Below are 26,390 nucleotides of genomic sequence, written 5' to 3' on the forward strand. Positions count from 1 at the left end.
AAGCATTTCTACTTTACCATTTCCTTACAAATATACTAGATTAATATCCAGGATTCTGAACCAAATTCTTGTTACGGTTCATTTCATCGCGATGAATAGGTAAGAAATACATCTTATCTAACCAAGCACGGTTTTCTTTACCTGGGTCCATTTCAACTACCTTATATTGATAATCGTAGCTAGTAGGGTCATTTCTGTATAGAGTAACAGTTTTACCTGGTTTCAATGTTCCTATCACGTTAATGATTTGAACCTTTCTTCCTAGGGTAGAACTAGCAATCATCCAACGGCGTGCATCATGGTATCTTTGCTCTTCAAAGGCCATTTCAATACGACGTTCATTGCGATAACGCTCACGAAGAGCATTGCCACTTTCGGTGATAGCTGGCATACCTGAACGGAAACGAACTTTGTTCAACCAAGCACGAGCTTCAGCATCTTGTCCTAATTCGATACAAGCCTCAACGTAGTTCAATACAGCTTCGGTGTAGCGGAAGAATGGCCAAGGAATTTGTTGCCATGTGTTTTGGTCAACAATCGCTGGGTTAGGATCAGTAAATTTACGGAAATAATAACCCGTGTAACTTCCGTTCCAATCTTCAATTGAACTTTTACGCGTATCTAATCCAAAGTATGCAACTTTACCAGAACCTGAACTAACTTCATATTGTCCAGTTTGAATTTGATTGAATGGATCTTTGGCTGCAGCACTTGGTGAGCGAGGCTTCCAAGAAGAACCGTCATACATCAAGGTTGCATAGAAGCGAGGATCTCTATTTTGGTATGGTGCAGAAGCATGTTCTGGGTTAGACCAAGAGAATTTAGAACCGTCCATCATTTCATAGTCATCCACAAAATTTTGAATCGGCGCATTTCCAGCCCAGTTATTGTATCCATTAGGACCATTGAACAAGCCCACACGTCCTCCATTTTCAGCTTTAGCATTGATGAAATAGCGCGCAAAAATTAATTCTTTCTCTCCACCATTTCTTGATAGTGAATTGTTCAAATAATTTGTGGTTGCATCATCCTTCGAAGCAGGCTCAGTAAGGTTTAATTTGTTACCTAAACCTGGCAAATCTAATACTGCTTTTGCTGCATCTTTAGCTCTTGTCCAACGTTCTGTACGTGAACCATCAACATAAGCTAAATATTCTGGATTTGTGTACGCTGCCATAGCCGATGACTTAGCCTTAGCTGTAGCCGCATCGTACAAATCACTTGCTGCATATAATAAAATACGCGATTTTAAAGCCAAGGCTGATGCTCTTGAAGCACGACCTGCTGCCAGGGATAAACCATTTAAATGGCCTGCTGCCTCATCGCAATCCTTCACAATAAATTCGATACACTCCTTCATCGTATTTCTTTTCGATAAGAATTCGGTATCAGCTAAAGAGAAAGATTTGTCTATGATAGGAACTCCACCATAATAGCGAACTAATTGGTGATAGAAATAGGCACGCATGAATTTAGCCTCACCATTTAACCGGTTCACGGTAGCTGCTGGGAAGGTAGTTGCCTTTTTCAAATTCTCTAATGCTAGATTACATGCACGAATACGTGAGTACATGTTTTGCCAGCTTATCGTACCGTTAATCCAACCTGGATCTGCAGGGTTTGAACGTGCTTCGGTGATGGTAGTAATACCACGTCCCGGGTGAGTAAATGATGCCTCGTCCGTTAGAGAAGCTAACATTTGCTCGTCAAATCCCCCGTTACCTAATCCTCCATAAAGTTCAGTAACGAATGCATCTGCTAAGCTTGGATCTGTCCATACGACAGATTCAGAAAGTTGATCTAAAGGTTTGGTGTTGACAAAATCGTCATTACAGCTCGTAAAGACAGTGCCCAAAACCGATAGCGCAATGATTAAATTTCTTTTTTTCATTGTTTTGTCTAGTTAATTGTTAAAACGTGGCTGTTAATCCAAAGTTGATAATCTTAGATTGCGGATAATACTGACCTGTAGAGCTTACTGTTTCTGGGTCGAAGATTTTTAACTTATCCCACGTTAACATGTTTAAGCCGTTGGTGTACAATCTGCAGTTTTTTAAACCGATTTTGGTCAAAATTGTTTCTGGTAAATTATATCCAATTTCAAAGTTTTTCAAACGAATATAATCTGAGCTACGTAACCAATAGGTGTTGTTGGCAGAATAATATTGATCGTTACGGTTTGCAATTCTAGGGTGCACGCTGCTTGGGTTTTCAACCGTCCATCTATTTTCATAGATATCAGATATATAGTTACCAATGTTACCCATTTCACCTGCACTGATGTATTGCTTCGCTCCAGCAGCTCCTTGGAATAAGATGGTTAAATCAAAATTCTTGTAAGTAGCGCCGATATTGATACCGCCTTGGAACATTGGTAATTGAGTGAAGTCATTACGTACCATATCATCTGGGGTAATTTTACCATCTCCATTCCAGTCTTTGTATTTCATATCACCTGGACGTAATGTATTAACTATAGCCTTATAGTTAATCGTATTTGCATCTATTTCAGCTTGGTCTTTAAATACTCCGTCGTACTGATATGCTACAAAAGTGTTCATTGGTCTGCCAGTAGAACGCTGCCATTCTGGTGCACCCGGTGCCTCATCCCAGAATAAAATTTTGTTCTTAGCATAACCTCCATTCACTCCAACATTGTATTTTAACTCACCAATTTGGCTACGGTAACCTAAGGTAAAATCAAAACCAGAGTTCTCTACTTCACCAATATTCTGAGCAGGTAGAGTTAAACCAGTTGACTGTGGAACTGAGGCATTTTTTACCCAAAGAATATCTGTTCTTTTATTGTAGAAATAATCTAATTCAAATGTCAATTTATCATTGAATAAGGATCCTTCTAAACCGATATCCGAGTTAGTAGCCACCTCCCATTTGATGTTATTATTAGGGATTTTAGTTTCAAATAAGGTTTTAGTCTCTACGTTTCCAATGATGTAAGATCTAAATCCGTACGTAGATAAATACTGGTAAGTCGCGATTTGGTCATTACCCATTTGACCCCAAGAACCTCTCAATTTTAAGAAGTTAATGGCTGGTAATTGATCCTTAATGAAACTTTCCTCAGACATCACCCATCCTAACATACCACCTGGGAAAAATCCGTAACGGGTTGCTTCAGGGAAAATATCTGAACCATCATAACGCCATAAGAATTCCGCTAAATATTTCTCTTTGTAGTTATAAGCCACACGACCGAAATAGTTCAAACGAGCTCTTTCAAATGCACCACCACCGTTATTTTTCTCTAAGTCACCACCGGCAAAAATTTGATCTAATGCTGGTGAAATGAAGAAACGACGGTATGCATTGAAGTTATCTCCGTCAATGGTTTCTCTGTTGGTTCCTGCTAAAACAGTAATTCCATGTGCATTAAATTTACGCTCATACGTAGCAATAGCTCCCAATAGGATATTCAATTGGTTTTCATCACCTAACGTTAAACGAGGCTCAGCTGGACCACGCTTGTTAGCCACCAATATTGGAGTCTTTCCATCTGCTTCGAATCCAGATCCTCTTTGGTATAATGTCCAAGGTGTCTCCCAACGTTTAGTAGCACGGAAACGCTTATCAATGGCAGCAGTACCCGTTAATTTTAAACCTTGAATCCATGGAATTTTAACATCCAATTGTCCGTTGGTTTGAAAATAACTTTGTTTATCACGGTCATAACCTGTTTGGTTTGTGGTAATAACCACTGGATTTTGTCCGTTCTCGATATCTGGACCAGGTAATCCGTTTGGCCAAAATGCCTGCTCTTGAGGCTTTCCTCTCATTTGCATACGGAAAATGGCTCCTGCAGATTGGGTTGGGAATCTACGGAATTCTTCACGACCTAAAACGCCAATGGATAAATTTACGTTTTCATTGATCTTAGCATCTAGATTTAAACGTAAATCATATTGCTCAAAACCTGTTGCTGAATTTTTGTAAAACGCATCTTGGTTTTGATAGCCTAAAGAGGCTAAGTACTTAATATTTTCGCTACCCCCGCTCATTTGAACGTTGTGACGCGACTGAGGTGACCATGATTTTAAAGTAGCTTTATACCAATCTGTATTTGGGTATAACCATGGATCAGATCCATCCGCATATTTTTGGATGTCTGTTGGGCTATATGGTGCTTTTCTACCATTAAAAACGCCTGTAGATTTGTATGCTGCAGTAGCATCTTTCCACTGGTTGGTTGGTAATTGATAAATATCCAAGTCATTCAACATACTCACATATTGAGCGGCATTGGTTAAGCGAGGAACAACTGTAGGATCAGCAAAACCTTGGTTAAATGAGTAAGATAATTCTGGCTTACCTGATTTTCCTTTTTTGGTAGTGATCAAGATAACCCCATTCGCAGCACGCGCTCCATAAATAGCAGCTGATGCGTCTTTCAAAACGGAGATGGTCTCAATGTCAGCCGGGTTTATACGATCTAAACCACCCGCTCTGTTTGGAATACCATCAATTACGATTAAGGCATCATTGTTATTTAATGTATTGGCTCCACGGATACGAATAGAAGATCCATCATATCCTGGCTCACCACTACGGTTTACAGCAACCACACCAGCCATTCTACCAGCTAAGGAGTTACTTAAGTTAACACTAGGTGATTTTTGTAGTTCATTTCCTTTCACAGAAACTACAGAACCCGATACAGTTGCTTTCTTCTGAACACCGTAACCTACTACCACAATTTCGGATAGACTTTTGGCGTCTGGGGATAAGCTTACATTGATTACGCTCTGATTTCCGACAGTTACTTCTTTGGATTCGTAACTAACGAAAGAAAAGATTAATTTACTTTGAGCATTGGTAACGTTAATGGAATACTTACCATCAACATTGGTCGTAGTTCCTTTACTTGTTTCTTTTAAGATGATGTTGACACCGATTAGCGGCTCACCTTTTTCATCAGTAACCTTACCAGTTACTGTGGACACTTTTGCTTGACCCATGGAAATCCATGACATCGACAGCAAAAATGCCAAAAGCAAAACCGCATTGCTGCTAATAAATTTTGTTTTCATACAAACGATGGTTAAATGGTTAATCGACACATTGTGTTATTTGGTCGACGAAATAAGTTTGAAATATAAGTCAACTTTTTGAATTTTTTACTGCCAAAGGTGGGCTTGAAAAAGCATATTTATTAAACGGATTGGTTGATTTGGCGGTAATTTATAAGAATAGTGCAATAAATAATAGCATTTGTGATGTGTTTGCCACTTTGAAATATAATCCTAACTGCCCTTTTTTCAGCTACTTAAGACGATTTTGAACGTAGGTATATATATGCCATGTTTTTGACTTGGCTTTGAATTTTTCAAAAATCAATTCAAGTGAAATTTTTAGTACAAAATTTAGAATTTGTTGTAAAGTTTTTTACCCTCGGTTACGAAAAGTTTAAATTTTTTAACGCTGGCAAGGTTCCAAACCTTGACAGCGTTGGAAAAACGTTTTTTATTTTAAGTTTATTATACACCTCTTTGCCTTTATCAAGTCCCTGATAAATGGAATGGTATAATTGGGTTTTTAATTGGAAATGAATCTCTTCGTGGATTAAATCGACCATCCTGTTATATGGGGAGATAAGCGCTAAGTTTAATTCAATTTTAACTTGATACTTTTACATAAAAATAATCTACTATGAAACTTATTCTCATTAGTTTGACTGCTTTAAGTATATGTTTAGCTTGTAAAAATACCAGTGAAAACATAACTCCAACTTCGAGTGCGGCTGTGCCTGAGGTTTATGCCAAAATTTATGGGGCTACCTCTATAAGTAACGATGGAACCTATATTACCATTAAAACAACCGGCGTTCCTGATCACAAAAGTGCTTATTTTGCCAGCACTAATGCTCTGTATGAGGCTTTTTCGGGGAAAACATTCGGGGGAAATAATTTTGCGAAAAACCCTAATGCTATTTCCGCCCAATCATTTACTTTTAAAATACCTGTGAACCCAAAAGTAGATGCCGCCCACAAAGCTACTCCGCTTGGTCCCATTGGTGTAGCTCTTAATGGCGTTCCTCTGTTTAATCAATACGCAGGACCAAGTCAACCTTTAACAAATGAAGTGAATGGTTTCGATCAGTATTGGGGGCACCCTCAGCAAACGGGTTCTTATCATTACCATGTTGAGCCTTTGTATTTGACCCAAGTAAAAGCATCTAAATCCTCTTTAATAGGTTTTTTATTGGATGGATTTCCGGTTTATGGTCCCGAAGAAGGAGGTCAAGTGGTTCAAAATTCTTCCCTTGATGCTTATCATGGACATGCTCATAGTACGGTTGATTACCCCAATGGTATTTATCATTATCATATTACCAATACAGATCCTTATATAAATGGCAGTGGATTTTACGGAAGTGCGGGTACTGTTTCTCAGTAGCATCTTAGCTGGGGGCATTATTGGCTGTCAGTCTGATGAAGAAATCATGGTCAATGCCACCCAAGCTAAAACAGCATGGGTATCAGGGAGAATGAACGTAAATCAACAGGTTTATACAGGGGCTATTTTTCAAATTTTCCCCAATACACGAGATACGGCCAGCATAGAACACTATGTTAATGGTTTAGAAGATGGAATTTGGAGAAAGTATTACCCTTCAGGCCAACTATTTGAAATCAGGACCTATGATCATGGCAAGAAAACAGGAACCTATGAGGCTTGGTGGGAAAATGGAAAGCGGATGCGGGTATTTGAATTTGAAAATGACGAATACCAAGGGCTTTGCAGGGAGTGGAATTCAGAAGGTCAATTAATTAGAGAAATGCATTATGACAAAGGGCATGAGCAAGGTGCTCAAAAAATGTTTTATGATAATGGAAAAATTAGGTCAAATTACTTGGTATTGGAAGGCAGACGTTATGGCTTATTGGGTACCAAAAACTGTCGCAATATTTCTGAGAAAGTCTTTCGTAATTAGTTTGTTTGGAATTTTAATAGCCTGCCAAAATGAGGAACAGGTTTCTTCCATTCCCTATTACAATAGTCCGGATTTTAGTCCACATTTTTTAAATAAAATAGAGGCCCAAGGGCGAATCAAGCACCACATAGGTCATTTTTATTTGAAAGATCAACATGGTAAAACCTTTTCTCACGACAATGTGCAAGGTAAAATCCATTTAGCTCAATTTATTTTTACTCGCTGTGGAAATATTTGTCCGGAAATGATTTCTCAAATGAAAATTGTTACCAAAAAATTCAAGGCAAATCCCCAAGTGGAATTGTTATCTTATTCGGTTACTCCTTGGATAGATGATGTGGCTACTTTAAAGAAATTTGCTGTTGATAAGAAAATCGATGCCCCTAATTGGCATTTATTAACAGGGTCGAAATCCCTAATTTATAACCTGGCAAGGAAGTCCTATTTTGCTGAGGAAGAATTAGGATATACTAAGGATAGTACCGAATTTTTACATACCGAACACATGATATTAGTGGATCGAAATGGAAGAATAAGAGGTGTTTATAATGGTACATTGCCATTAGAAGCCGAGCAATGCGTGAAAGATATGGAAAAGTTGCTTTCTGAAAATTAAAATTCTCTTGATTTAATGGGGGAAAGCGACCATATATTTGGCAAATTTTATTTCCTTTGGGTCAACAAACCTATTTAAATGATTGGCCAAGATTTTCGGAATGCCTTGCATCAAGGGAATCCACTTTACGGAACCCTATTGACTTCTACTTCGCCCAAAAGCTTTGATGTTGTACTTAGTTTACACCTAGACTTTGTTTTTTTATGTACTGAACACGTAGCATATAATCCAGAGACATTAAGTTGGATGTGTCGTGCCTTCAAGGCCGCTGGCATTAATCCCGTTGTTCGTATATTGGAACCTAGCCCCTATTTAGCGACTCAGGCATTGGATGCAGGTGCCGGTGCTATTTTGGTGCCTTACGTTGAAGAGGTAGAAGAGGTTTTATCCTTAATAGGGGCCGTTAAATATCGACCTCTCAAGGGAAAAAAGCTTGCTAGGATTTTACATGGGGAAGAAAAGCCATCTGATGAACTAGCCCAATACCTCACGCATCATAATCGAAATAATACCTTATTGCTGAATATCGAAAGTGAGGCAGCAGTCAAAAATTTGGAACATTTTGCCCAAATTCCCACCTTAGATGGTCTAGGAGTTGATGGTTTTGTGATTGGGCCACATGATTTATCGACCTCCTATAATATGCCTGAAAAATACGATTCTGAGGCATTTCTAAGCCTATCCACATCCATCATCAAAAAAGCCAAATCCTTGGGAATTTCGGTAGGTGGTCATACGGGTTATCGAGGAAGTTTAGAATTACAAAAACGATGGGTTCAAGCTGGAGCTAATATAATTTTACATTGTTCGGATATGCTATTATTTGCAGATAAGCTCCAAGCTGATTTGAACGAACTACGATTGATTCAAGGTGCTGTTCCTTTTCAAACTACCCATGCTGAAAGTATTTAATTAGCTAATTACCCTTTGCTTTATCTTACTAAACCTTTTACCAATAAATAACATGAAGATTTTTCATTTTCGAAGTATTTTTATTGCCCTATTTTTATTCCTAGAGCAGGGTTTGTACGCCCAAATTATTGATTTTTCTAAAGCCAGTATTGTCACTTCTGTCTCTCTTCAGCCAACATTTAAGGAAAAAATGATCAGTGTTTTACAAGAGGAATTGGCCATGAAAACGGGCTTGAAATTGGGGACTAATCCCTTAGAAAAATTCCCTTTGTTTTTGTTAGCCACCCAAGATAGCCGGGAAGTCCATGGCTATTCCTTGCCTGAATTTACATCAGATGATCATGTTTCTACTAAAAAAGAGGGATTTCGATTGCTTCACCAGCACATCGCAGGTAGGGATTTGCTGTGGTTTATTGGTGCAGATCAAAGAGGACTTTTATTTGCCATAGGGGAGTTTTTGCGTTCAGCTGATTTGAGCAAACAGAAAATTTTATTTGATAAGAAATATGAAAAATGTAGTTCACCCATGTATGCCATTCGAGGTCATCAAATTGGATATCGGAATACGGCTAATTCATGGGATGCCTGGGATGTAAAACAGTTTGAACGGTATTTCAGGGAATTAGCATTTTTTGGGACAAATGCCATTGAAAATATTCCTTTTCAAGATGGAGCAACAAGTCCGCACATGAAAATAAATCGGGAAGAAATGCATATTCATATGAGTCGCTTGTGCCAAGCCTATGATTTAGATTATTGGGTTTGGACGCCAGCGGATGTTGATTTGGCTGATCCCAAGAAATTTCAAGAAGAATTAAAATCGCATGTCGAATTTTACAAAAATTGTCCAAGACTTGATGGTGTATTTTTCCCTGGTGGAGACCCTGGGGAGAACCACCCAAAGTACGTATTGCCATTTTTAAAGGCTGTGGCCCTAGAATTAAAAAAATATCATCCTAAGGCTGGCGTTTGGTTATCACTTCAAGGATTTAGTGACGAAGAGGTTAATTATTTTTATGACTATTTAGAGCAAAATAAACCAGATTGGTTTATCGGAATTGTCACTGGTCCCAGCAGCCCTGATTTGGCCTCTACACGTTTTAGGTTGGATAAAAAATACCAACATCGTCATTATCCAGATATAACCCATACGGTTCGTTGTCAATATCCCACAGAAAACTGGGATCAAGCCTTTGCCTTGACAGAAGGAAGGGAAGTAACTAATCCGCAACCCGCTTATTATGCCAAAATCCATAATCGATTTGCTCCGTTTACGGATGGTTTTATATCCTATTCAGATGGGGTTCACGATGATGTAAATAAAGTAGTTTGGAGTCAAATGGCATGGAATCCGGAAAAAGAAGTTCGTCAAGTCATGGTGGAATATGCTCGGTATTTTTTTGGAAATTCGGTAGCTGAAGCAGCTGCAGATGGTATTTTGGCTTTAGAACGAAACTGGGTAGGTCCAGTTGAAGAAAATGGGGGCATTGAAACCACCTTTGCTTTTTGGCAAAATTTAGAAAAATCTCATCCAGAATTAAAGGGAAATTGGAGATGGCAGCAATTAGTCATGCGTGCTTATTATGATACCTTCATTAAAAGAAGGAAAATGTATGAGCAAGGATTGGAGAAAGATGCCAACCTGATTCTAAGTCAAGCTTCTATTTTAGGTACTGAAAAAGCGATGGCATTGGCCTTGGAAAAGGTAAACCAGGCTGATTTGAAGCCTAATTCTCCAGAATTGCGACAAAAAGTGGTGGATTATTGTGAAGCATTATTTCAATCGATTGGATTACAAACCAGTGTGCCTAAATATAAGGCAAGTGGCGCTGAAAGGGGGGCAATTTTAGATTTCATTGACTATCCATTGAATAATCGCTGGTGGTTACACGACGAGTTTGAGAAAATCAGAAAAATGCCCCAAGAATCTGCCAAATTAGAGCGATTACAGATTTTGGCAAGCTGGGAAAATCCAGGACCAGGGAGTTATTATGATAATATTTCAGATCAGCTTAAAGGTCCTCGTGTGAAGACTAAAACCGAAGATGCCACCGATGTGGCGTGGTGGGACAATGGTTTAAGTAGGCGCCGATTATCCACGCAACTATTTCAAAATTTTCCCCAATTGGAGTACACGGATTTGGACCCTAAAGGCTCATATACCATTCGGATTTCTGGCCAAGGAGAAGCATTGCTGAGGGTAGATGGTGAGCGTGTTCGGCCCGTTCTATATAATAAAGGGGTAGAGGAGTTTAAGGAGTTTCCATTGAACCCAAAATTCGTCAGTGATGGGAAAATTGCCATATCTTTTGATGAGCCAGAAGAGTCTCATTTAAATTGGCGATTGCATTCTAAAGTATTTGATATTTGGTTATTGAAAAAATAGCTGCATAAAAAGACCCTCCAAAAGAGGGTCTTTTTCTTGTAATAAAGAGTACACAATTTTAAATAAAAACTTGAAATTGTAGGGTTAGGCTGTTTAAACGACTGCCTGTACTAACTTCACCTTGATTGACTTGATAGGAAGGTCTACTTTGGAAATCTAAACTGAGTTTGGATTTATGACCTTGTATGAAATAGTTTAAGCCCAGGTTGAAAGTTTGAGTTGCATGATTCCCTAAACGGTCAAATTGAGCGAATGTAGCTGCCACATAAGGCATCCATCTATTTCCTAAATCAGCGCGATGTGAGGGTAATAGGTAGCCAAATTGTGTGTAAATCGAAGACCCTGTACCAAACATCGGATAACTGTTACCATAAACTGGGCCTTGTCCTGTGATCGAATTTGATGCAGTTAAAGTTGTCCCTGTGGCAGGATTCATTAAGCCATTATAGCGTAAATAATTAGGACCATATTGAGTGTTGAAGTAGCCGAGGTATGCTGACAGGGCAGCATGGTTTTTTAAGGGGATATCCACAAAACTTTCTACCGCAAAGTGTTTCATATCATGGTATAACGTATCACCTTGTGCCGATTTTTGCCACATGGCTTTAGGTTGGTAGGCTCCCCCAATGGCTATATTAACAATCTTTTTGCTGCCTAAGTAAGTACCTGTCATGTAGGGTGTTGTATGATTTTCTTGGTCAAAGAATTGATAAATCAAATAGCCCTGTTGCTGTAATGAATGACCCTTTTGAGAAAAATTGGCAAAACTAGAACTTATTGGCGGAGGAGTCTGCCCATTGGAAGTGATAGGAAATGGATCGCTTAAAATAAACCGATAATCCCAATGACCGATTTGTCCTCGGGCATAAATACTTAATTTTCTTGAGAACTGATCGATTTGGTCCACCGTCGTCTGCGCAAAAACAGGTACATCCATGGTCATAATTGTACCTATACTAGGCTGCGAAAATCGTGATATACCTGAGATGATACTTAAACCACCTCCAATTTTTAATTGATTTTTGGAAGAAACTCGATATTCCCCTAATGCATCATGAAAAAATGGGGCTATTTTCCGATTACCTGTGACATTGTATTGAGCATTGAAGTTATTCTGTCCAAATTGAAAATACATGAAGGTTCGGTCAGTAATTTGTCCGAACATCTGCATCCTAGTTCTTCGTAAGCCAATGTCAAAGGATTGTTGTTGAAGATTTCCATTGACGGTGGTTCCTGGATTATTATCATTGAATCTAAACCAAGCCTGATTCAAAAATGTTGCTTGAAAATATCGAGAGCCTGATTCGTTTAAATTCAGCTTAAGGGCTTCATTATCAGGTGTTTTTTGTGCTAAACTTGAGAAGCAGGTAAGCATAGTTACCCACAAAATGAACTTGTTTTTCATGGCGGAATCTTTTTTAGAACGGTTTTAGCGTTCAGAATGAAATAGAAAAATGGTAATGGAGAGAAAACGCCGAGGTCTATATTCGGAAGTTGGCATGCTGCTTAAATAAAGCAAGAAAGTTAGACTTAATAATCTCAAATTTATCTGCCAAAGAAATTTGAACAGGTCTTTCTGATGAGAAGGGAGTAGGAGAAATGATTCGAATTAAATATTTACCAGTATTCTGGTCTTGCTCATCTTGCAAGTCTTCTGAAATATCCTCTTCTTCTACGGCATTTAAAAATTGAATCTTGCCATCAACAGTAGGCGTAAATTTGGCCTTTAGGGAGCTGGTAAAGGTATGTGCCAAAACACTTTTACCCACGAAAGTTAAAACTAACGTAGAGAAAATAATCAGGAAAATTTTCATTTTCTTGTTTGACATCATGCAAATTTGCACGTAGAATCTGAATAAATCAACTCCAATTGAAAGTTCCTAAGAAATTGTCTTTCAGGGTGTTCATTTCAAAGTTCAGAATCGGAGAATATGAATTAATAAAGAGGATTTTGGCATAGGACCCTTTTATGTTGTATTTGATTAAGAATCAATAAGCACTCCAGCCTCCATCTACTGTTAGGATGTGTGCATTCACAAAACTTGAATCATCACTGGCTAAAAATAAAGCCGCCTGGGCAATTTCGGATGATTCTCCAGTTCTCGGATTTAATGCAATTCCTGTCATAATTCGGTCTTGTACCAATGGGGTAATTTTTGTCATATCAATGGTCTCGCTGATACTGGTATTCACTGCGCCAGGGGCGATTCCATTGCATCGAATGCCCGATTTGCTGTATAGGTAGCCAGTACTTTTGGTGAGTCCGATCAGGGCATGTTTGCTGGAAGTGTAAACTGCACCTGCCACGCCTGCTTTCAATCCACCAATGGAACAAACATTGATAATATTTCCCTTGCCCTTGGCTAAAAAAATCTTTACCGCACTTCTCATGGCTTTGAATGGGCCTTCGAAGTTAATTTTCATCACTTTTTCTAACATGCTATTTTCTACGTCACCTACTGGTTGAAAATGGTCCATTATTCCAGCATTATTTACCAAAATGTCTAATGTTCCATAGGTACTTACAGCCGCATTAATGAGCTGATCAATATCTGATTCTATGCTCATATTGGCTACAACGGTGGTGATTTCGCCTCCCAGAGATTTCACTTCTTTTGATAATTCATCCAATCGGCTGGGATTGATATCTCCCGCAATAACGTTGGCTCCATGTTGAGCAAAAAGAATAGCTATAGCTTTTCCCATTCCTGCGCCAGCTCCTGTGATGATGGCAACTTTATTTTCTAACTTTTTCATATAATTCCGTTTTTAAAAACTACCCAATATATTACGAAATATAGGCCATTTTAAACTTTATCAGGCTTGGAAAAGGATGATTTTGATTAGGTTTTCCCTTAAAAAATATCGAATGATACTGGGAAATTTTGACTAATTCTTCTCCTTGGTGAAATTTAGAACACGGAGTAAGAATAAAGACAATCTTATTTGAAGTAAATATGATTCGAATCTAAATAAAAAATGGTGATTTTCCCAACGCTGGCAAGGTTTGAAACCTTGACAGCGTTACAACGAACAGCCATTTAACTTTGTTGTCCAAATAGTTGATAATGAAAATTTTGATACATTCGGTCTTGAATACCAGTAAAAATTCAAAAATGGATAATAAAAAAATATTGTTTTCAGAAACTCAAAAGTTTAACCAATGGTGGATTTGGGTGTTTCTGTTTTGCTTTTTTGCCTATTTTATTTGGGGTGCATATCAACAAATTTTTCTAGGAATTCCTTTTGGAGATAATCCTATGAGCAATTTGGGCTTAGGATTGACTACCCTTCTTTTTGCCTCCATCGTCATATTGTTCTTGATTTTGAAATTAGAAACACATATCACCACGGAGGGTATTTATGTGCGATTTTTCCCCTTCCATCTAAAATTCAATTATTATTCTTTTGACCAAATAGATAAATCGTATGTTCGTAGTTATTCCCCTTTATGGGAATATGGAGGTTGGGGTCTTCGATATGGCCTTTTCGGAAAAGGAAAAGCTTACAATGTTTCAGGAAATAAAGGATTACAACTTGAGTGTAAAGACGGCGCTAAATTGTTAATTGGCACTCAGCAACCCATAGAAATAGCTCAGGTATTGTCCTCTTTGGGTAAAAATGGTGCTTAGGCAATTTGATTGGTCCAAGTTTTTATTTTTGATAACTATGCCTCATTGTAAATTTTGGCAGGGCAGATATTCTTTTGTATTATTAACTTATGAAAACTTCTATCAATAACTTAAAATCTCGTTTGAGCCTACTACTACTTGGCTTAAACCTTTTGGCCACACCCGTATTGGCCCAACAAAATCCTTCCTCAACCGTCAATGCAATTGTAAAAGAGGCTACGGAAAATTCTCAACTCAAGCGCATGGCTCATGAATTAATTGATGGTATAGGGCCTCGTTTAGTTGGTTCTACCAAAATGCTTCAAGCGAGCGATTGGGCCATTGATCAGTATAAACAGTGGGGTATAGATGCTCGTAGAGAGAATTATGGTACTTGGCGTGGATGGGACCGGGGAATTTCTTCCATTGATATGGTTTCTCCATGGATAAAATCATTGGAGGGCACTCAACTCGCTTTTAGTCCTGCTACTAAAAAACCCAAAACTGGGGAGACTATCATTTTAGCTGACCTATCTGATTCCATAGCTTTCAAGGCCTGGTTACCTCAAGTGAAAGGGAAATTTGTCTTAATTTCTATGCCTCAAATGACGGGTAGGCCAGATTATAATTGGCAAGAGTTTGCTCAAAAAGAGTCTTTTGAAGCCATGAAAAAAGAACGCGAAATCCAAACAGAAGCTTGGAGAAAACGAATCTCAAAAACAGGTTTGACTAATGCCAAGTTAGCATTAGCCTTGGAGGAGGCTGGAGCATTAGGAATAGTTTCTAGTCTTTGGTCCAATGGCTTTGGGGTAAATAAAATATTTGCAGCTTTCACAAAAAAGATTCCTACGGTCAGTGTTGCCTTGGAAGATTATGGTCTTTTATACCGTTTAACCGAGTCAGGTAGACAACCTAAAATAACAGTGAATACCCAATCAAAGGAGCTAGGAAATGTACCTACCTTCAATACCCATGCTGAAATCAAGGGAGTTGAAAAACCGAATGAATATGTGATGTTATCTGCTCATTTAGATTCCTGGGATGGCGCTACAGGGGCCACCGATAATGGAACTGGGACCTTGGTGATGCTGGAGGCTATGCGTATCTTAAAAAAGGTATATCCAAATCCTAAACGAACAATTTTAGTGGGGCATTGGGGAAGTGAGGAGCAAGGATTGAATGGATCAAGGGCCTTTGTAGAAGATCACCCTGAAATAGTGGCAAATTTACAAGCATTATTTAACCAAGATAACGGTACAGGTCGTGTGGTTAACTTAGGAGGTTCTGGTTTTGCTAAAGCGAAAGACTATTTAAGTAAATGGTTAGCGGCAGCTCCCGACACGATTAAAAATAGAATAAAGACCAATTTTCCTGGTACACCAGGTGGAGGAGGTTCTGACTTTGCTTCTTTTGTAGCCGCGGGTGCCCCTGGCTTCAATTTAAGTTCTTTAAGTTGGTCATATGGAACCTATACTTGGCATACCAACCGAGATACCTATGATAAAATTGTATTCGATGATGTACAAAGCAATGCTATTTTAACGGCGATTATGGTCTATATGGCCTGTGAGGAACCTGAGAAAATTTCTACCGAAAAAGCCGTATTACCTGCTGGTCAAAAGTGGCCAAGTCAAGTTAAATCTAAACGAAGCGGAGGAAATAATTAAATCATTAACCTAAAATTTACCGATGAAATATTTGAAATTATTGATTTTGAGTAGTCTATTATTTCTTGTAAATACCTTTGCCGATGCTCAAACTAAAACGGATTGGAAAGAAAAAGACCAATTTCATACGGTGATGAGTCAAACTTTTCATCCAGCCGAAGAGGGAAATTTTAAACCCATTCGTGCAAGAATTGATGAGATGCTTGCCAAGGCCCAGGCTTGGCAGAAATCTTCCATTCCTTCTGCTTTTAAAAATCAAAAGGACATAAAATGGCAGTTAGATAATTTAGTAAAGGGAACTCAAGCCTTACAAATTAAGATGCGCCAAGGACTAAAAGATGAGGTATTGAAATCCGAACTAACAGCCTTGCATGATGTTTTTCATGCAATTGTTGGGCTTTGCAAAGAATAATGATTGATAAAATAAAACCTATTTACATGAAAAAAATACCGTTTCTTCTATGTTTGCTTTTTTCCGTCCACCTGGCATTTGCCCAACCCACGGAAAAACAAATCAAAGTTCAAGTATCAGCTGACCACCCAGATTGGCTCTATAAACCAGGAGAAAAAGTAAATTTTTCTGTGGTGGTTTCAAAAAATGGAAGTCCCATTCCTCAAGTCAAAATTCGATATGAAATTGGTCCTGAGAAACAAGAACCTTGGAAGAAGGATTCTCAAATTTTGGCTAATGGTTCTATGGTATTGGATGGAGGAACCTTGACTTCTGCAGGATTTCTTCGTTGTGTGGTTATTGCCGAGTTGGAAGGAAAGGAGTATAGAAATTTAGCTACAGTCGGTTTTTCTCCCAATTTGCTACAAGCAACAGTGACTAATCCAAGCGATTTTGATGCCTTTTGGGATAAGGCCAAACAAGATTTAGCCAAAATTCCTTTGGATGCTAAAATGACCTTAATGCCCGAGAGATGTACGGAGAAAACCAATGTGTATCATGTCAATATTCAGAATTACCGTATAGGTGCTCGATTATATGGTATCCTTTGTGTTCCTAAAAAACCAGGCAAATACCCTGCTTTATTGCATGTTCCGGGTGCCGGAGTGAGACCCTATGCGGGGGATATCACCAACGCAGAGAAGGGAATCATTACGCTTCAGATTGGTATTCATGGTATACCTGTTAACCTGGATCCATCCGTGTATACTGATTTAGGAGCAGGTATTTTGAGCGGATATCCTACCTATAATATGGACGACAAAGATCGTTTCTTTTACAAGCGTGTTTATGTAGGTTGCGTACGTGCCAATGACTTTTTAACCTCCTTACCTCAATATGACGGTCAAAATTTAGCTGTAACTGGAGGTAGTCAGGGTGGAGCTCTTTCCATTGTAACGGCTTCCTTGGACAATCGTGTGAAATTTTTAGGGGCCTATTATCCGGCCTTGTCAGACGTGACAGGTTACTTGTTTAATCGTGCTGGTGGTTGGCCACATTATTTTGATAAAAACAACCGAGGCTATAATGAAACTAAAGCAAAGCTAGAAACCATAGCCTATTATGATGTGGTCAATTTTGCCCGTAGACTGAAAGTACCTGGCTTTTATTCTTGGGGTTTTAATGATGAAACTTGTCCTCCAACTTCCATGTATGCGGCTTATAATGTGATTACCGCTCCTAAAGAGTTGTATTTGGCCTTGGATACAGGCCATTGGAACTACCCCGAGCAGGTAGAAAAAATGACGAATTGGTTAACTAGTAATTTAATAAAGTAAATCTCAGGATTTACTCTTCACCTTAAATGACCAAGTCAATAAAAATTCTGCGACAATGATCCCATCTTCGTTGGTCGCAGTGGACTTGCAGACCATTTTAGTGCCTTCGCCCGTTTGGATGGCTTCTTGGATGGTACTCAGAATGGCATCGCCATCATTGCATGTAAACAAAATAGTACCAGAGGCTTTCTTTAAAAAGGAAGCCTCTATTTTTTCAACCAACATGCTGACGGCGGGCTTTCTTTCATAGATCTGCGAAAAAGCTAACATACCACAACTCATTTCTGCAGCCATTGCTTCCACGGCAAAATACATGGAATTAAAAGGGTTTTGGTTAAACCATGATTTTTTTACGCGCACCACACAAATTTGTGCATCAAAATAGTGGATGCATAAGCCTGCCCAAAATGCGGCTGACAACTTTTGAAGGATAAAAAATTTAAATAAAAACGGGTTTCTAATAATTCGTTGAAACTTATCAAAAGATGGATTCATGAAATGATATTCTTATTTAGCTCTAAGTACATTATTTTTTTTCAAAGGTATTTCATTTTCTGTACAAATATCTGTCTGGACACTGATTGCTCTAGGTTGCCGCATAGAGTGGATGGTTTTTGATTTTCCAAGAGGATTCTATTTAAGCCCTTCCCATGTTGCTTGGTCTCACCCCAGTTCAGATATTCGTATAAGACTTTATAAAGATCGATTACTTGAATTGAAAGTTTACCGGATTCTGACAATTATCATTAAATTAGTTTTCCCTCTATGCTCAAATTGCTTAGAGGCCATTTTGGAGGATATTACTTGTTATAACAAAAAATCAAATGAAACGAATTTTAAAAATCTTTGCTTGGACTGTAGTTGGTTTAGTCATAAGTCTATTTGCTCTCGGAGCTTTGTTTATGTACAAAGTTCAACATGGTTTCCCTGTATTTTATGAAACAGAAATGCCCAAACTGGCATTGGTTGAAAATCGGCCAGCTATTCTTTTATTTTCAAAAACTACGGGTTTCCGACATGGCGAATCCATCGATGCATCCAAGCCCATCGTTCAAGAAATGGCCAAGAAAAATAATTGGACTGTATTTGAAACCGAGGAGGGAGGGGTTTTCAATGAAGCACAATTAGCTAAATTCGATCTAGTCCTATTCAATAATTCTACGGGTCGAGTATTGAATGATGAACAGCAATTGGCTTTAGAAAAATATGTAGAAAATGGTGGGTCCTTGATGGGAATTCATGGGGCTGGGGATAATTCACACCACTGGGATTGGTATGTAGCCAATTTATTAGGCACAACCTTTTCTCATCATCCGCTAAATCCACAATTTCAAAAGGCGCAAGTTCAATTAGAAACAAGTGCCGATTCTAGTTTCAAATCCAAGCTTCCTGCTTCTTGGGAAGGGAATGATGAATGGTATGTCTTTTTTGATCAACCTAAAGATGCCCAAGTGGTTTATTACATCGATGGGGAAAAGATTTTACCAAGCGGAAATATGCTTTGGATGAAGGATAAGAATTTTGGTATGGGTAAGTACCATCCGGTAGCTTGGCATAAAAGGGCTGGAAAGGGTAAAACATTTTATACCTCTATGGGACACTCCAAAGATGTTTGGGGAAATTCCGCCTATAAGCAATTGATTGAGCAAGCCATTATTTGGTGCATTTCGAAGTAATAAACTGAGTCGAGGCAAATCAAAACGGGTCAATCAAAGATTGACCCGTTTATGTATAATATCACTAACCTACAAAAATCTTATTGACCCATTTGCATACCATCTTGGTTCTGGTTGTTATTTCTCTTCATGTTGTTCATGTTAAATTGTCCAAAACGAATTGACAAAGTAAGACGAATCATTTGAGGGTTTGACAATCGATAGTATTTCTGCGAAAATCCTTCGCCGTATGAGAATCTAGTATTTCCTCTTGTTCTGAATAAGTCATTAGCCGCTAAGGTCAAGGAAGCTAAATCGTTTTTCAAGAATGTTTTCTTGATGGCCATATCAAAACCGTAGAATGGTTCGATGTATCCCTGAGATGAGCTTTGTGCTTGCATCATTGGGCCACCACCGCCACCACCTTGTCCTTGGTTCTGACTAATAGGCATGTTGGTTTTTCCTTGATAATCCATTGATAATTGGATAGACCATTTTTTGGGAAGTAAGAAGGTATTGTTGATTTTACCAAATACCGTCCAAATTCCATCCGTAATCTGAGCTTTTTCAATGTTTGAAGTATTGATTTTAGAATTATACATGTTCAAATTGGCCGTTAAATCCCACCAGTTTTGAAGTTTGTTAGTATAGGTTCCTTCAATCCCGTAATTGATACTCGAGTTTGCGTTAACAAAAGTGTTAATCAAATCTAATCTACCACTGATCGGGTTAATCTCCTGACTTAAAAAGCGAGTAATCAAGTTGTCCGTATACTTATAATATCCTGATAATAAGAAAGTAGCCGACCCTTTAGTTTTGCTGTATGAAAGCTCTCCTGAAGTGGTAAATTCTGGCACTAAATCAGCATTTCCTCTGGAGATATTTAAGCTGTCACTATAATCAACAAATGGAATAATTTGGAAGAAATTCGGGCGACTTACACGACGGGTGATGCTTAATTGCAATTGGTCGGTAGCAGTCAGATCTTTCTTTAAAAAGATGGATGGAAACAAGCTTAATGGGAAACTATTGCTGAAGCTTTGGTTGGTATTCAATAATTTTCCATCATAACTTGAGCTCTCAGCACGTAAGCCTATTTTGTAAGAAATTTTGTTGACCGATTTACCAGAAACCGAAACATAGGCCGCATATACATTATTCTTGTTCTCATAATTAGTAGAGGCCGATGGAATAACTTTGTACACATCAGAGCCTACCGCTTTCAAGGTGTTGTAGTTTTCATTCACCAATTCAAAAAGCTGTGCTCTAACACCCATTTCAATATTTCCATCATTTTTTAGTGGCTTCACGTAATCTGTTTGAAAAGTCATGAAGCTATTACTTCCTGATCCAATATTTTTCTGAATTTGAGTGCCTGTGATGTTAGCGTTGTTTAAATAGTTGGTAGTAAACGTGGCATCATTTTTATTGGTACCTCCAAAATAGTTGAAGTCCATCGTTAACTCCTCGCCCGCTTTAGGGTAAGTATGTTTGAATCCTAATTGTAAACCACTAGGGTTAAACTCACGAGAAGAATTGGATAAACGATTGCTTAAAGAAGTAAAATTATTGACCACACTGGTGATCTTAATATCTTCCGTAGGAGAGAACTTACCCCCTCCACCAAAGAATCCAGCTAAGGTTAAGGTAGTTCTATTGGTAGCAGCATAGTCAACACTGAATCGTGGGAAAAACATAGATCCCTTGGTTTTACTATTGATGTCTTGGTAAACGCTTGATTCTACACCACCTATGGTACTATTTCTTAAGCTATTTCCTTCTGTGTTGTTTCTCATGTTCATTTTCATGCCCATCACAGTCAAGCTCCACTTATTTTGTTGATAACTGAAGTTACCCATGATGCTAGAACCACCAAAACGGTCAGCACTTAAATTCAACATACCATTGTATCCATTTTTTTTGTTTTTCTTCAAAATGATATTGATGATACCAGCCATGCTACCTGAAGCATCATATTTGGCTGAAGGGTTGGTGATTACTTCTACCTTTTCAATGATATCGGCTGGGATTTGGTCCATACTTAAACTCGTAGGTCTTCCATCAATGAATAAGGTGGGATTGGCATTTCTTACTTTTACATTGCCATCAATATCCACTTGAACTGATGGTATATTTCTCATCACATCTACCGCTGTACCGCCTGAAGTCACCAAGTTTTGGCTCACATTAAATGATTTTTTATCAATGTCCATTTCCAATAAAGCCTTCGTAGCGGTTACTGTCACCGTTTCTAATTCTTTGGTGTCCGATAATAATTTGATGTTTCCTAAGTCTTTTTCAAAAGCTGCCATCATTTTAGCTAAAAAAGCTGGATCTGGCGCTTGTCCAGGTTTTGGAGCCGAACTAGGGTCCATTTTTGGCATGGCGAATTGAATAGGAGCTTCGTAATTTTTGTAGCCAACAAAGCTGATTTTAATTTTTAAGCGAACGTTGACTGGAATCTCTTTAAAATTGAAATCACCATTAAGCTCAGCCTGCTGGGCTTTGACTAAAATATCTTTGTTTTGTTTGGTAGCTGGGTCAAGCACGGTTTTTAATAATACCACTGAGGCAAATTCTACGGGTTTTCCCTGCTCATCGATAACCTTTCCAAATATGTGTCCACGATTTAAGTTGGGAGCTCCAGCTCCTGCAGGTCCTTGGGCCATACTAATGAAAGTAAGTAAGGCAAAAAAGGAGGAGATAATGTACTTTTTCATAAGATGTTTATTTAATGTTTTTGTCTACTTAGAAGGAAGGCTTTGTATCAAAATTTGAGTAGAACAGATTTTATTTTTTGAGAGAGAATGGAACAATAAATTATGATAGGGTTTAATTAGGTGTTTATCTTTTAATTAAATGTATCGCAAAGGTACAATGGACTTTCTTCTTTGAATTTTTATTCTTCGCAGCTGGGAAATGTATCGATGAAAGATGAAATTGTTGAGAAAAGAAAATAACATTAGAGAACGAAAAATTGGATTTGTACTAATTTGATGAAAATTTATTCTGGCAATAGAGCTAATGTTTTTTAATTTTTTACTTTATATGCTATGATCAAAGGCTTTAAATTATTTGCTGATGTCTGACCTTTTGGATAGCAAAGGTAGGGATGAATAATTGAACAATTTGCCTAAATCTCAAAATTGTGTCCAATGGTTTATTTCCATGCTAGGGAATTGGATTTCTAGTATGAAATTTTCAAAAAGCCTTAAATTGGGCGTAAAGGTGTATTTTTCTTACCCCATACCTGCTTGAGAGCTAAGCGTTTATTAAAAGGGAATGAGGCTTAATTGAGTTTGTTTTGAAATGAAAATAGGATATTATCGAGAGTGTATCTTTTGTATCCTGGTAGATTAAAAGCTTGATTTGGTCGCAATATTTTATGGTATTAACAAGTCTTAACTCTTTTTATTGGGAATTTTGAAAAATGTGTGGGCTTTGAAAAATTATAAAATTGAATGTAGGTTTACTTCGCTGAATAAATAATATTCTCCCTGGTATTGGAATATTTAAAACATAAAAACCGACCCCAAGGGGGTCGGCTTTTCCTGTTAACCATTTCAAAAATAATTATTTTTTATAGACTAAATCAAAGCGATCTAAATTCATCACTTTCGTCCAAGCCTTAACAAAATCGTTTACAAATTTGCCTTGCGCATCTTTTGTGGCGTATACTTCAGCTAAAGCTCTTAATTCAGAGTTAGAACCAAAGATCAAGTCAGCCCGAGTAGCCGTTGCTTTGACTGCTCCGCTTTGACTATCTGTTCCAACAAATTCTTCCTTCGTATCTGAGCTAGGTTTCCAAGTGATTCCCATCTCCAATAGATTAACAAAGAAGTCATTGCTTAGGGCATCTTTTTTGGTCGTAAATATTCCGTGTTTCGAACCATTATAATTAGTGTTTAAAGCTCGCATTCCACCCACCAAAACCGTCATCTCTGGGGCTGTTAAAGTCAATAATTGAGCTTTGTCAATTAATAATTCTTCCGTTGAAAGCGTATATCTAGTTTTCAAATAATTACGGAAACCATCGGCCATTGGCTCTAAGACAGCAAAGGAGTTAATATCGGTTTGTTCCTGGCTAGCATCCATTCTTCCTGGAGTAAATGGAACTTGCACGGTTTGACCTGCATTTTTTGCAGCTTTTTCAATGGCTGCATTGCCACCTAATACGATCAAGTCAGCTAAGGATACCTTCTTTTTGCCAGACTTAGCATTAAACTCTTGTTGGATTTTCTCTAAAACCGCCAACACTTTTTCTAATTGTTTAGGATTATTTACCTCCCAATTTCTTTGAGGTAATAAACGAATTCGTGCTCCATTGGCACCTCCGCGACGGTCAGATCCACGGAAAGTGGAGGCTGAAGCCCAGGCTGTACTTACTAATTCGCTGATGCTTAAACCCGAATTCAATAATTTAACCTTTAATGCAGCTATATCTTGCGCATTGATCAATGGATGATTCACTGCAGGGATAGGATCTTGCCAAATCAACGCCTCTTTAGGGGCTTCGGGACCTAAATAGGTAGAGCTTGGTCCCATATCACGGTGTGTTAATTTAAACCAGGCTTTCGCAAAGGCCTTGGCAAATTCCTCTGGATTTTCTAAATAACGTTTAGAAATTTTTTCATAGGCAGGATCCATGCGTAAGGAAAGATCCGTAGTAAGCATGGTAGGTAAATGTTTTTTATTGGGATCAAAGGCATCTGGAATGATGGCTTTCCCGTTTTTAGCTACCCATTGGTTAGCGCCAGCTGGACTTTTGGTTAATTCCCATTCGTTATTAAATAAGATTTTCAAGAAACCAATACCCCATTTGATCGGAGTGGAAGTCCAGGTTACTTCTAAACCTGAAGTAATGGCATCTTTTCCTTTTCCAGATTGATAGGTGCTTTTCCAACCCATTCCTTGTTCCTCGATACCCGCTGCTTCTGGATCTGGTCCAACGTGAGTTGCGGGACCCTTACCATGGGTTTTTCCAAAGGTGTGACCACCTGCAATTAATGCCACCGTTTCTTCATCATTCATTCCCATTCGGCCAAATGTCTCCCGAATATCTTTAGCTGCTGCTACCGGATCTGGTACTCCCTTAGGTCCTTCTGGATTGACATAAATTAAGCCCATTTGAACTGCTGCCAAAGGATTTTCTAATTTTCTGTCGCCCGAGTAGCGATTCTTATCATCTAGCCATTTTTTCTCTGATCCCCAGTAAACATTACTTTCTGGTTCCCAAACGTCTGTTCTACCTCCCGCAAATCCAAATGTTTTAAAGCCCATTTGCTCTAAGGATACGTTTCCAGTTAAAACCATTAAGTCTGCCCAGGAAATTTTATCTCCATATTTTTGTTTGATTGGCCACAAAAGGCGTCTTGCTTTATCTAAGTTGGCATTATCAGGCCAGCTATTTAATGGTGCAAATCTTTGTTGACCTGCTCGAGAACCTCCACGGCCATCTCCTGTACGGTAAGTACCCGCGCTGTGCCAGGCCATTCGAATGAATAGTGGGCCATAATTGCCGAAATCAGCTGGCCACCAATCCTGGGATTTGGTAAGTACCTCTCCAATATCTTTTTTCAGAGCAAAGTAATCTAAGCTATTGAAGGCCTTGATATAACTAAAGTTTGGCCCCATCGGGTTAGACTTTTCGGAATTTTGACGAAGCATACCTACATTCAAAAGGCTTGGCCACCAATCTTTGTTGGTAGTCCCTGATGCAGTGGGCCCTGTTGGATGTGCTCCTGCACCGGCATGGTGCGGATTATAATCTTGTGCCTGCATGACTGTGGAAAGTAACAATCCACTCAATAAGAACAGTTTTTTCATGATAAATGGAATTTTGTGATTTTATTTTAAAGCGCTAATGATGTGAAGTTAGACTATGTTTTTTGATAGATAAAACTGAATTTTTCTATATTTGTCATAGACAAAATCTATAATCATGAATATTCATCAATTGGAGTATATTTTAGCTGTAGACCAGTTTAAAAGTTTTAGTAAAGCAGCTGATTATTGTCACGTGACCCAAGCCACTTTGAGTGCTATGGTGAAAAAGTTGGAAGAGCAATTGGACATCGTCATATTTGACCGAAAAGCTAATCCCATCGTTGTTACGGAAAATGGAAGAGAGATTTTATTGCAAGCCCAACAGGTGGTAGCCCATGCTCATGCACTGCTAGCTTCATCTAAATCCATACATAATAAGGTAGAAGGTCGGGTGAAAATGGGAATTATTCCCACCATTGCTAATTCCTTGATGCCCATTATTCTCAAGCCTTTGCTTGAAAAGTATCCTCAATTAGTCTTAGAAATTTATGAGGTTACCACGAATCAACTCATGAAAAACCTCCGAGAGGGAAAACTGGATATGGGAATTTTAAGTACGCCCATTGCTTCCAATGATTTGGAGACCATGCTCATGTACCATGAACCTTTACATGTATACGGACATTGGAAACCTGGTAAAAAGAGCATTACCAAAGAAGAGTTATCCAGACAAAAGATATTCCTGTTGCAAGAAGGTCATTGTCTCAGGGATCAAATTATTCAATGGTGCGACTTGAAAAAGAATAAACATTTGCCCTCCAACCTATTTTTTGAGTCCAATACGTTTGATACCCTACTTAATTTGGTGGATGAATTTCAAGGGATGACCTTACTTCCTGAATTATATTTACGAAATTTGAGTGCTCCACGTCAATTGCAGGTACTAGACATTGAAGATGGGAATATTTCTCGTGAGGTAAGTTTATGTTTTTACCGACCATACGCCAAATGGAACATCGTCAAGCAATTTTCTGTGGACATTTCCCAATTAGTCAATCAACATATAAACCAGGATCCTGTTTGATATCAGAGGATTCCTT

At 38.4% G+C, this 26,390-nt stretch carries 19 protein-coding genes; 11 read left to right on the top strand and 8 right to left on the bottom strand.

Annotation, left to right across the window (positions count from 1 at the left end; genetic code table 11):
- Window positions 1–40: 40 nt before the first annotated feature.
- Both ACST15_RS04165 and ACST15_RS04170 read right to left on the bottom strand, forming a co-directional pair.
- Window positions 41–1,891 carry a RagB/SusD family nutrient uptake outer membrane protein gene (locus ACST15_RS04165; RefSeq protein WP_459453392.1) on the bottom strand — a complete coding sequence of 617 codons (1,851 nt, stop codon included), beginning with the start codon at window positions 1,889–1,891 and terminating at the stop codon, window positions 41–43.
- Between the two features lie 19 nt (window positions 1,892–1,910).
- Window positions 1,911–5,045 carry a SusC/RagA family TonB-linked outer membrane protein gene (locus ACST15_RS04170; protein ID WP_459453394.1) on the bottom strand — a complete coding sequence of 1,045 codons (3,135 nt, stop codon included), beginning with the start codon at window positions 5,043–5,045 and terminating at the stop codon, window positions 1,911–1,913.
- A gap of 619 nt (window positions 5,046–5,664) precedes the next feature.
- Here ACST15_RS04170 and ACST15_RS04175 point away from each other — a divergent pair.
- The 5 genes from ACST15_RS04175 (at window position 5,665) to ACST15_RS04195 (ending at window position 10,863) form a co-directional block, all read left to right on the top strand.
- Complete coding sequence (locus tag ACST15_RS04175) at window positions 5,665–6,411, top strand: YHYH protein (RefSeq protein ID WP_459453395.1); 747 nt, start codon at window positions 5,665–5,667, stop codon at window positions 6,409–6,411.
- Window positions 6,368–6,949, top strand: coding sequence for a toxin-antitoxin system YwqK family antitoxin (locus ACST15_RS04180; protein ID WP_459453396.1), 582 nt, complete (start codon window positions 6,368–6,370; stop codon window positions 6,947–6,949). The genes ACST15_RS04175 and ACST15_RS04180 overlap by 44 nt, the downstream gene beginning before the upstream one ends.
- A 1-nt stretch (window position 6,950) precedes the next feature.
- Window positions 6,951–7,565 (top strand): SCO family protein, encoded by a 615-nt coding sequence (locus tag ACST15_RS04185; protein WP_459453397.1) that lies wholly within the window; start codon window positions 6,951–6,953, stop codon window positions 7,563–7,565.
- A gap of 78 nt (window positions 7,566–7,643) precedes the next feature.
- Entirely contained in the window at window positions 7,644–8,477 is an 834-nt protein-coding gene (locus tag ACST15_RS04190; RefSeq protein WP_459453398.1) for an HpcH/HpaI aldolase family protein, read from the top strand.
- Between the two features lie 52 nt (window positions 8,478–8,529).
- Window positions 8,530–10,863, top strand: coding sequence for a hypothetical protein (locus ACST15_RS04195; protein ID WP_459453399.1), 2,334 nt, complete (start codon window positions 8,530–8,532; stop codon window positions 10,861–10,863).
- A 58-nt stretch (window positions 10,864–10,921) separates the two neighbouring features.
- Here ACST15_RS04195 and ACST15_RS04200 read toward each other — a convergent pair whose 3' ends face one another.
- From ACST15_RS04200 to ACST15_RS04210, 3 genes are all read right to left on the bottom strand, one after another.
- Window positions 10,922–12,268, bottom strand: a complete 1,347-nt coding sequence (locus tag ACST15_RS04200) for a hypothetical protein (protein WP_459453401.1) — start codon at window positions 12,266–12,268, stop codon at window positions 10,922–10,924.
- Window positions 12,269–12,344: 76 nt separating this feature from the next.
- On the bottom strand, window positions 12,345–12,677 hold the full coding sequence (locus ACST15_RS04205; protein ID WP_459453402.1) for a hypothetical protein: 333 nt from the start codon (window positions 12,675–12,677) through the stop codon (window positions 12,345–12,347).
- 175 nt (window positions 12,678–12,852) lie between these two features.
- Window positions 12,853–13,620, bottom strand: a complete 768-nt coding sequence (locus ACST15_RS04210) for a glucose 1-dehydrogenase (protein WP_459453404.1) — start codon at window positions 13,618–13,620, stop codon at window positions 12,853–12,855.
- Window positions 13,621–13,931: 311 nt separating this feature from the next.
- On the opposite strand from ACST15_RS04210, the gene ACST15_RS04215 reads away from it, so the two are divergent.
- The 4 genes from ACST15_RS04215 (at window position 13,932) to ACST15_RS04230 (ending at window position 17,869) form a co-directional block, all read left to right on the top strand.
- Complete coding sequence (locus ACST15_RS04215; RefSeq protein WP_459453405.1) at window positions 13,932–14,495, top strand: hypothetical protein; 564 nt, start codon at window positions 13,932–13,934, stop codon at window positions 14,493–14,495.
- Between the two features lie 89 nt (window positions 14,496–14,584).
- Window positions 14,585–16,141, top strand: a complete 1,557-nt coding sequence (locus tag ACST15_RS04220; protein ID WP_459453406.1) for a M20/M25/M40 family metallo-hydrolase — start codon at window positions 14,585–14,587, stop codon at window positions 16,139–16,141.
- 22 nt (window positions 16,142–16,163) lie between these two features.
- Window positions 16,164–16,553, top strand: coding sequence for a hypothetical protein (locus tag ACST15_RS04225; RefSeq protein ID WP_459453407.1), 390 nt, complete (start codon window positions 16,164–16,166; stop codon window positions 16,551–16,553).
- Between the two features lie 26 nt (window positions 16,554–16,579).
- Window positions 16,580–17,869 carry an acetylxylan esterase gene (locus tag ACST15_RS04230; protein WP_459453408.1) on the top strand — a complete coding sequence of 430 codons (1,290 nt, stop codon included), beginning with the start codon at window positions 16,580–16,582 and terminating at the stop codon, window positions 17,867–17,869.
- Window positions 17,870–17,872: 3 nt separating this feature from the next.
- Here ACST15_RS04230 and ACST15_RS04235 read toward each other — a convergent pair whose 3' ends face one another.
- The gene (locus ACST15_RS04235; protein WP_459453409.1) at window positions 17,873–18,364 is read right to left on the bottom strand and encodes a PaaI family thioesterase; all 492 of its coding nucleotides are present in this window, start codon (window positions 18,362–18,364) and stop codon (window positions 17,873–17,875) included.
- A 329-nt stretch (window positions 18,365–18,693) separates the two neighbouring features.
- On the opposite strand from ACST15_RS04235, the gene ACST15_RS04240 reads away from it, so the two are divergent.
- Window positions 18,694–19,545, top strand: coding sequence for a ThuA domain-containing protein (locus ACST15_RS04240; protein ID WP_459453410.1), 852 nt, complete (start codon window positions 18,694–18,696; stop codon window positions 19,543–19,545).
- Between the two features lie 80 nt (window positions 19,546–19,625).
- On the opposite strand, the gene ACST15_RS04245 is transcribed toward ACST15_RS04240, so the two are convergent.
- A complete protein-coding gene (locus ACST15_RS04245) occupies window positions 19,626–22,244 on the bottom strand; it encodes a TonB-dependent receptor (protein ID WP_459453411.1) in 2,619 nt (872 codons plus the stop codon).
- Window positions 22,245–23,097: 853 nt separating this feature from the next.
- A complete protein-coding gene (gene katG / locus ACST15_RS04250) occupies window positions 23,098–25,350 on the bottom strand; it encodes a catalase/peroxidase HPI (protein WP_459453412.1) in 2,253 nt (750 codons plus the stop codon).
- Between the two features lie 115 nt (window positions 25,351–25,465).
- Between katG and ACST15_RS04255 the strand changes: the two genes are divergently transcribed.
- Window positions 25,466–26,374 carry a LysR family transcriptional regulator gene (locus ACST15_RS04255; protein ID WP_459453413.1) on the top strand — a complete coding sequence of 303 codons (909 nt, stop codon included), beginning with the start codon at window positions 25,466–25,468 and terminating at the stop codon, window positions 26,372–26,374.
- Window positions 26,375–26,390: the final 16 nt, after the last annotated feature.

It is taken from the genome of Aquirufa sp. Wall-65K1, assembly GCF_054558475.1.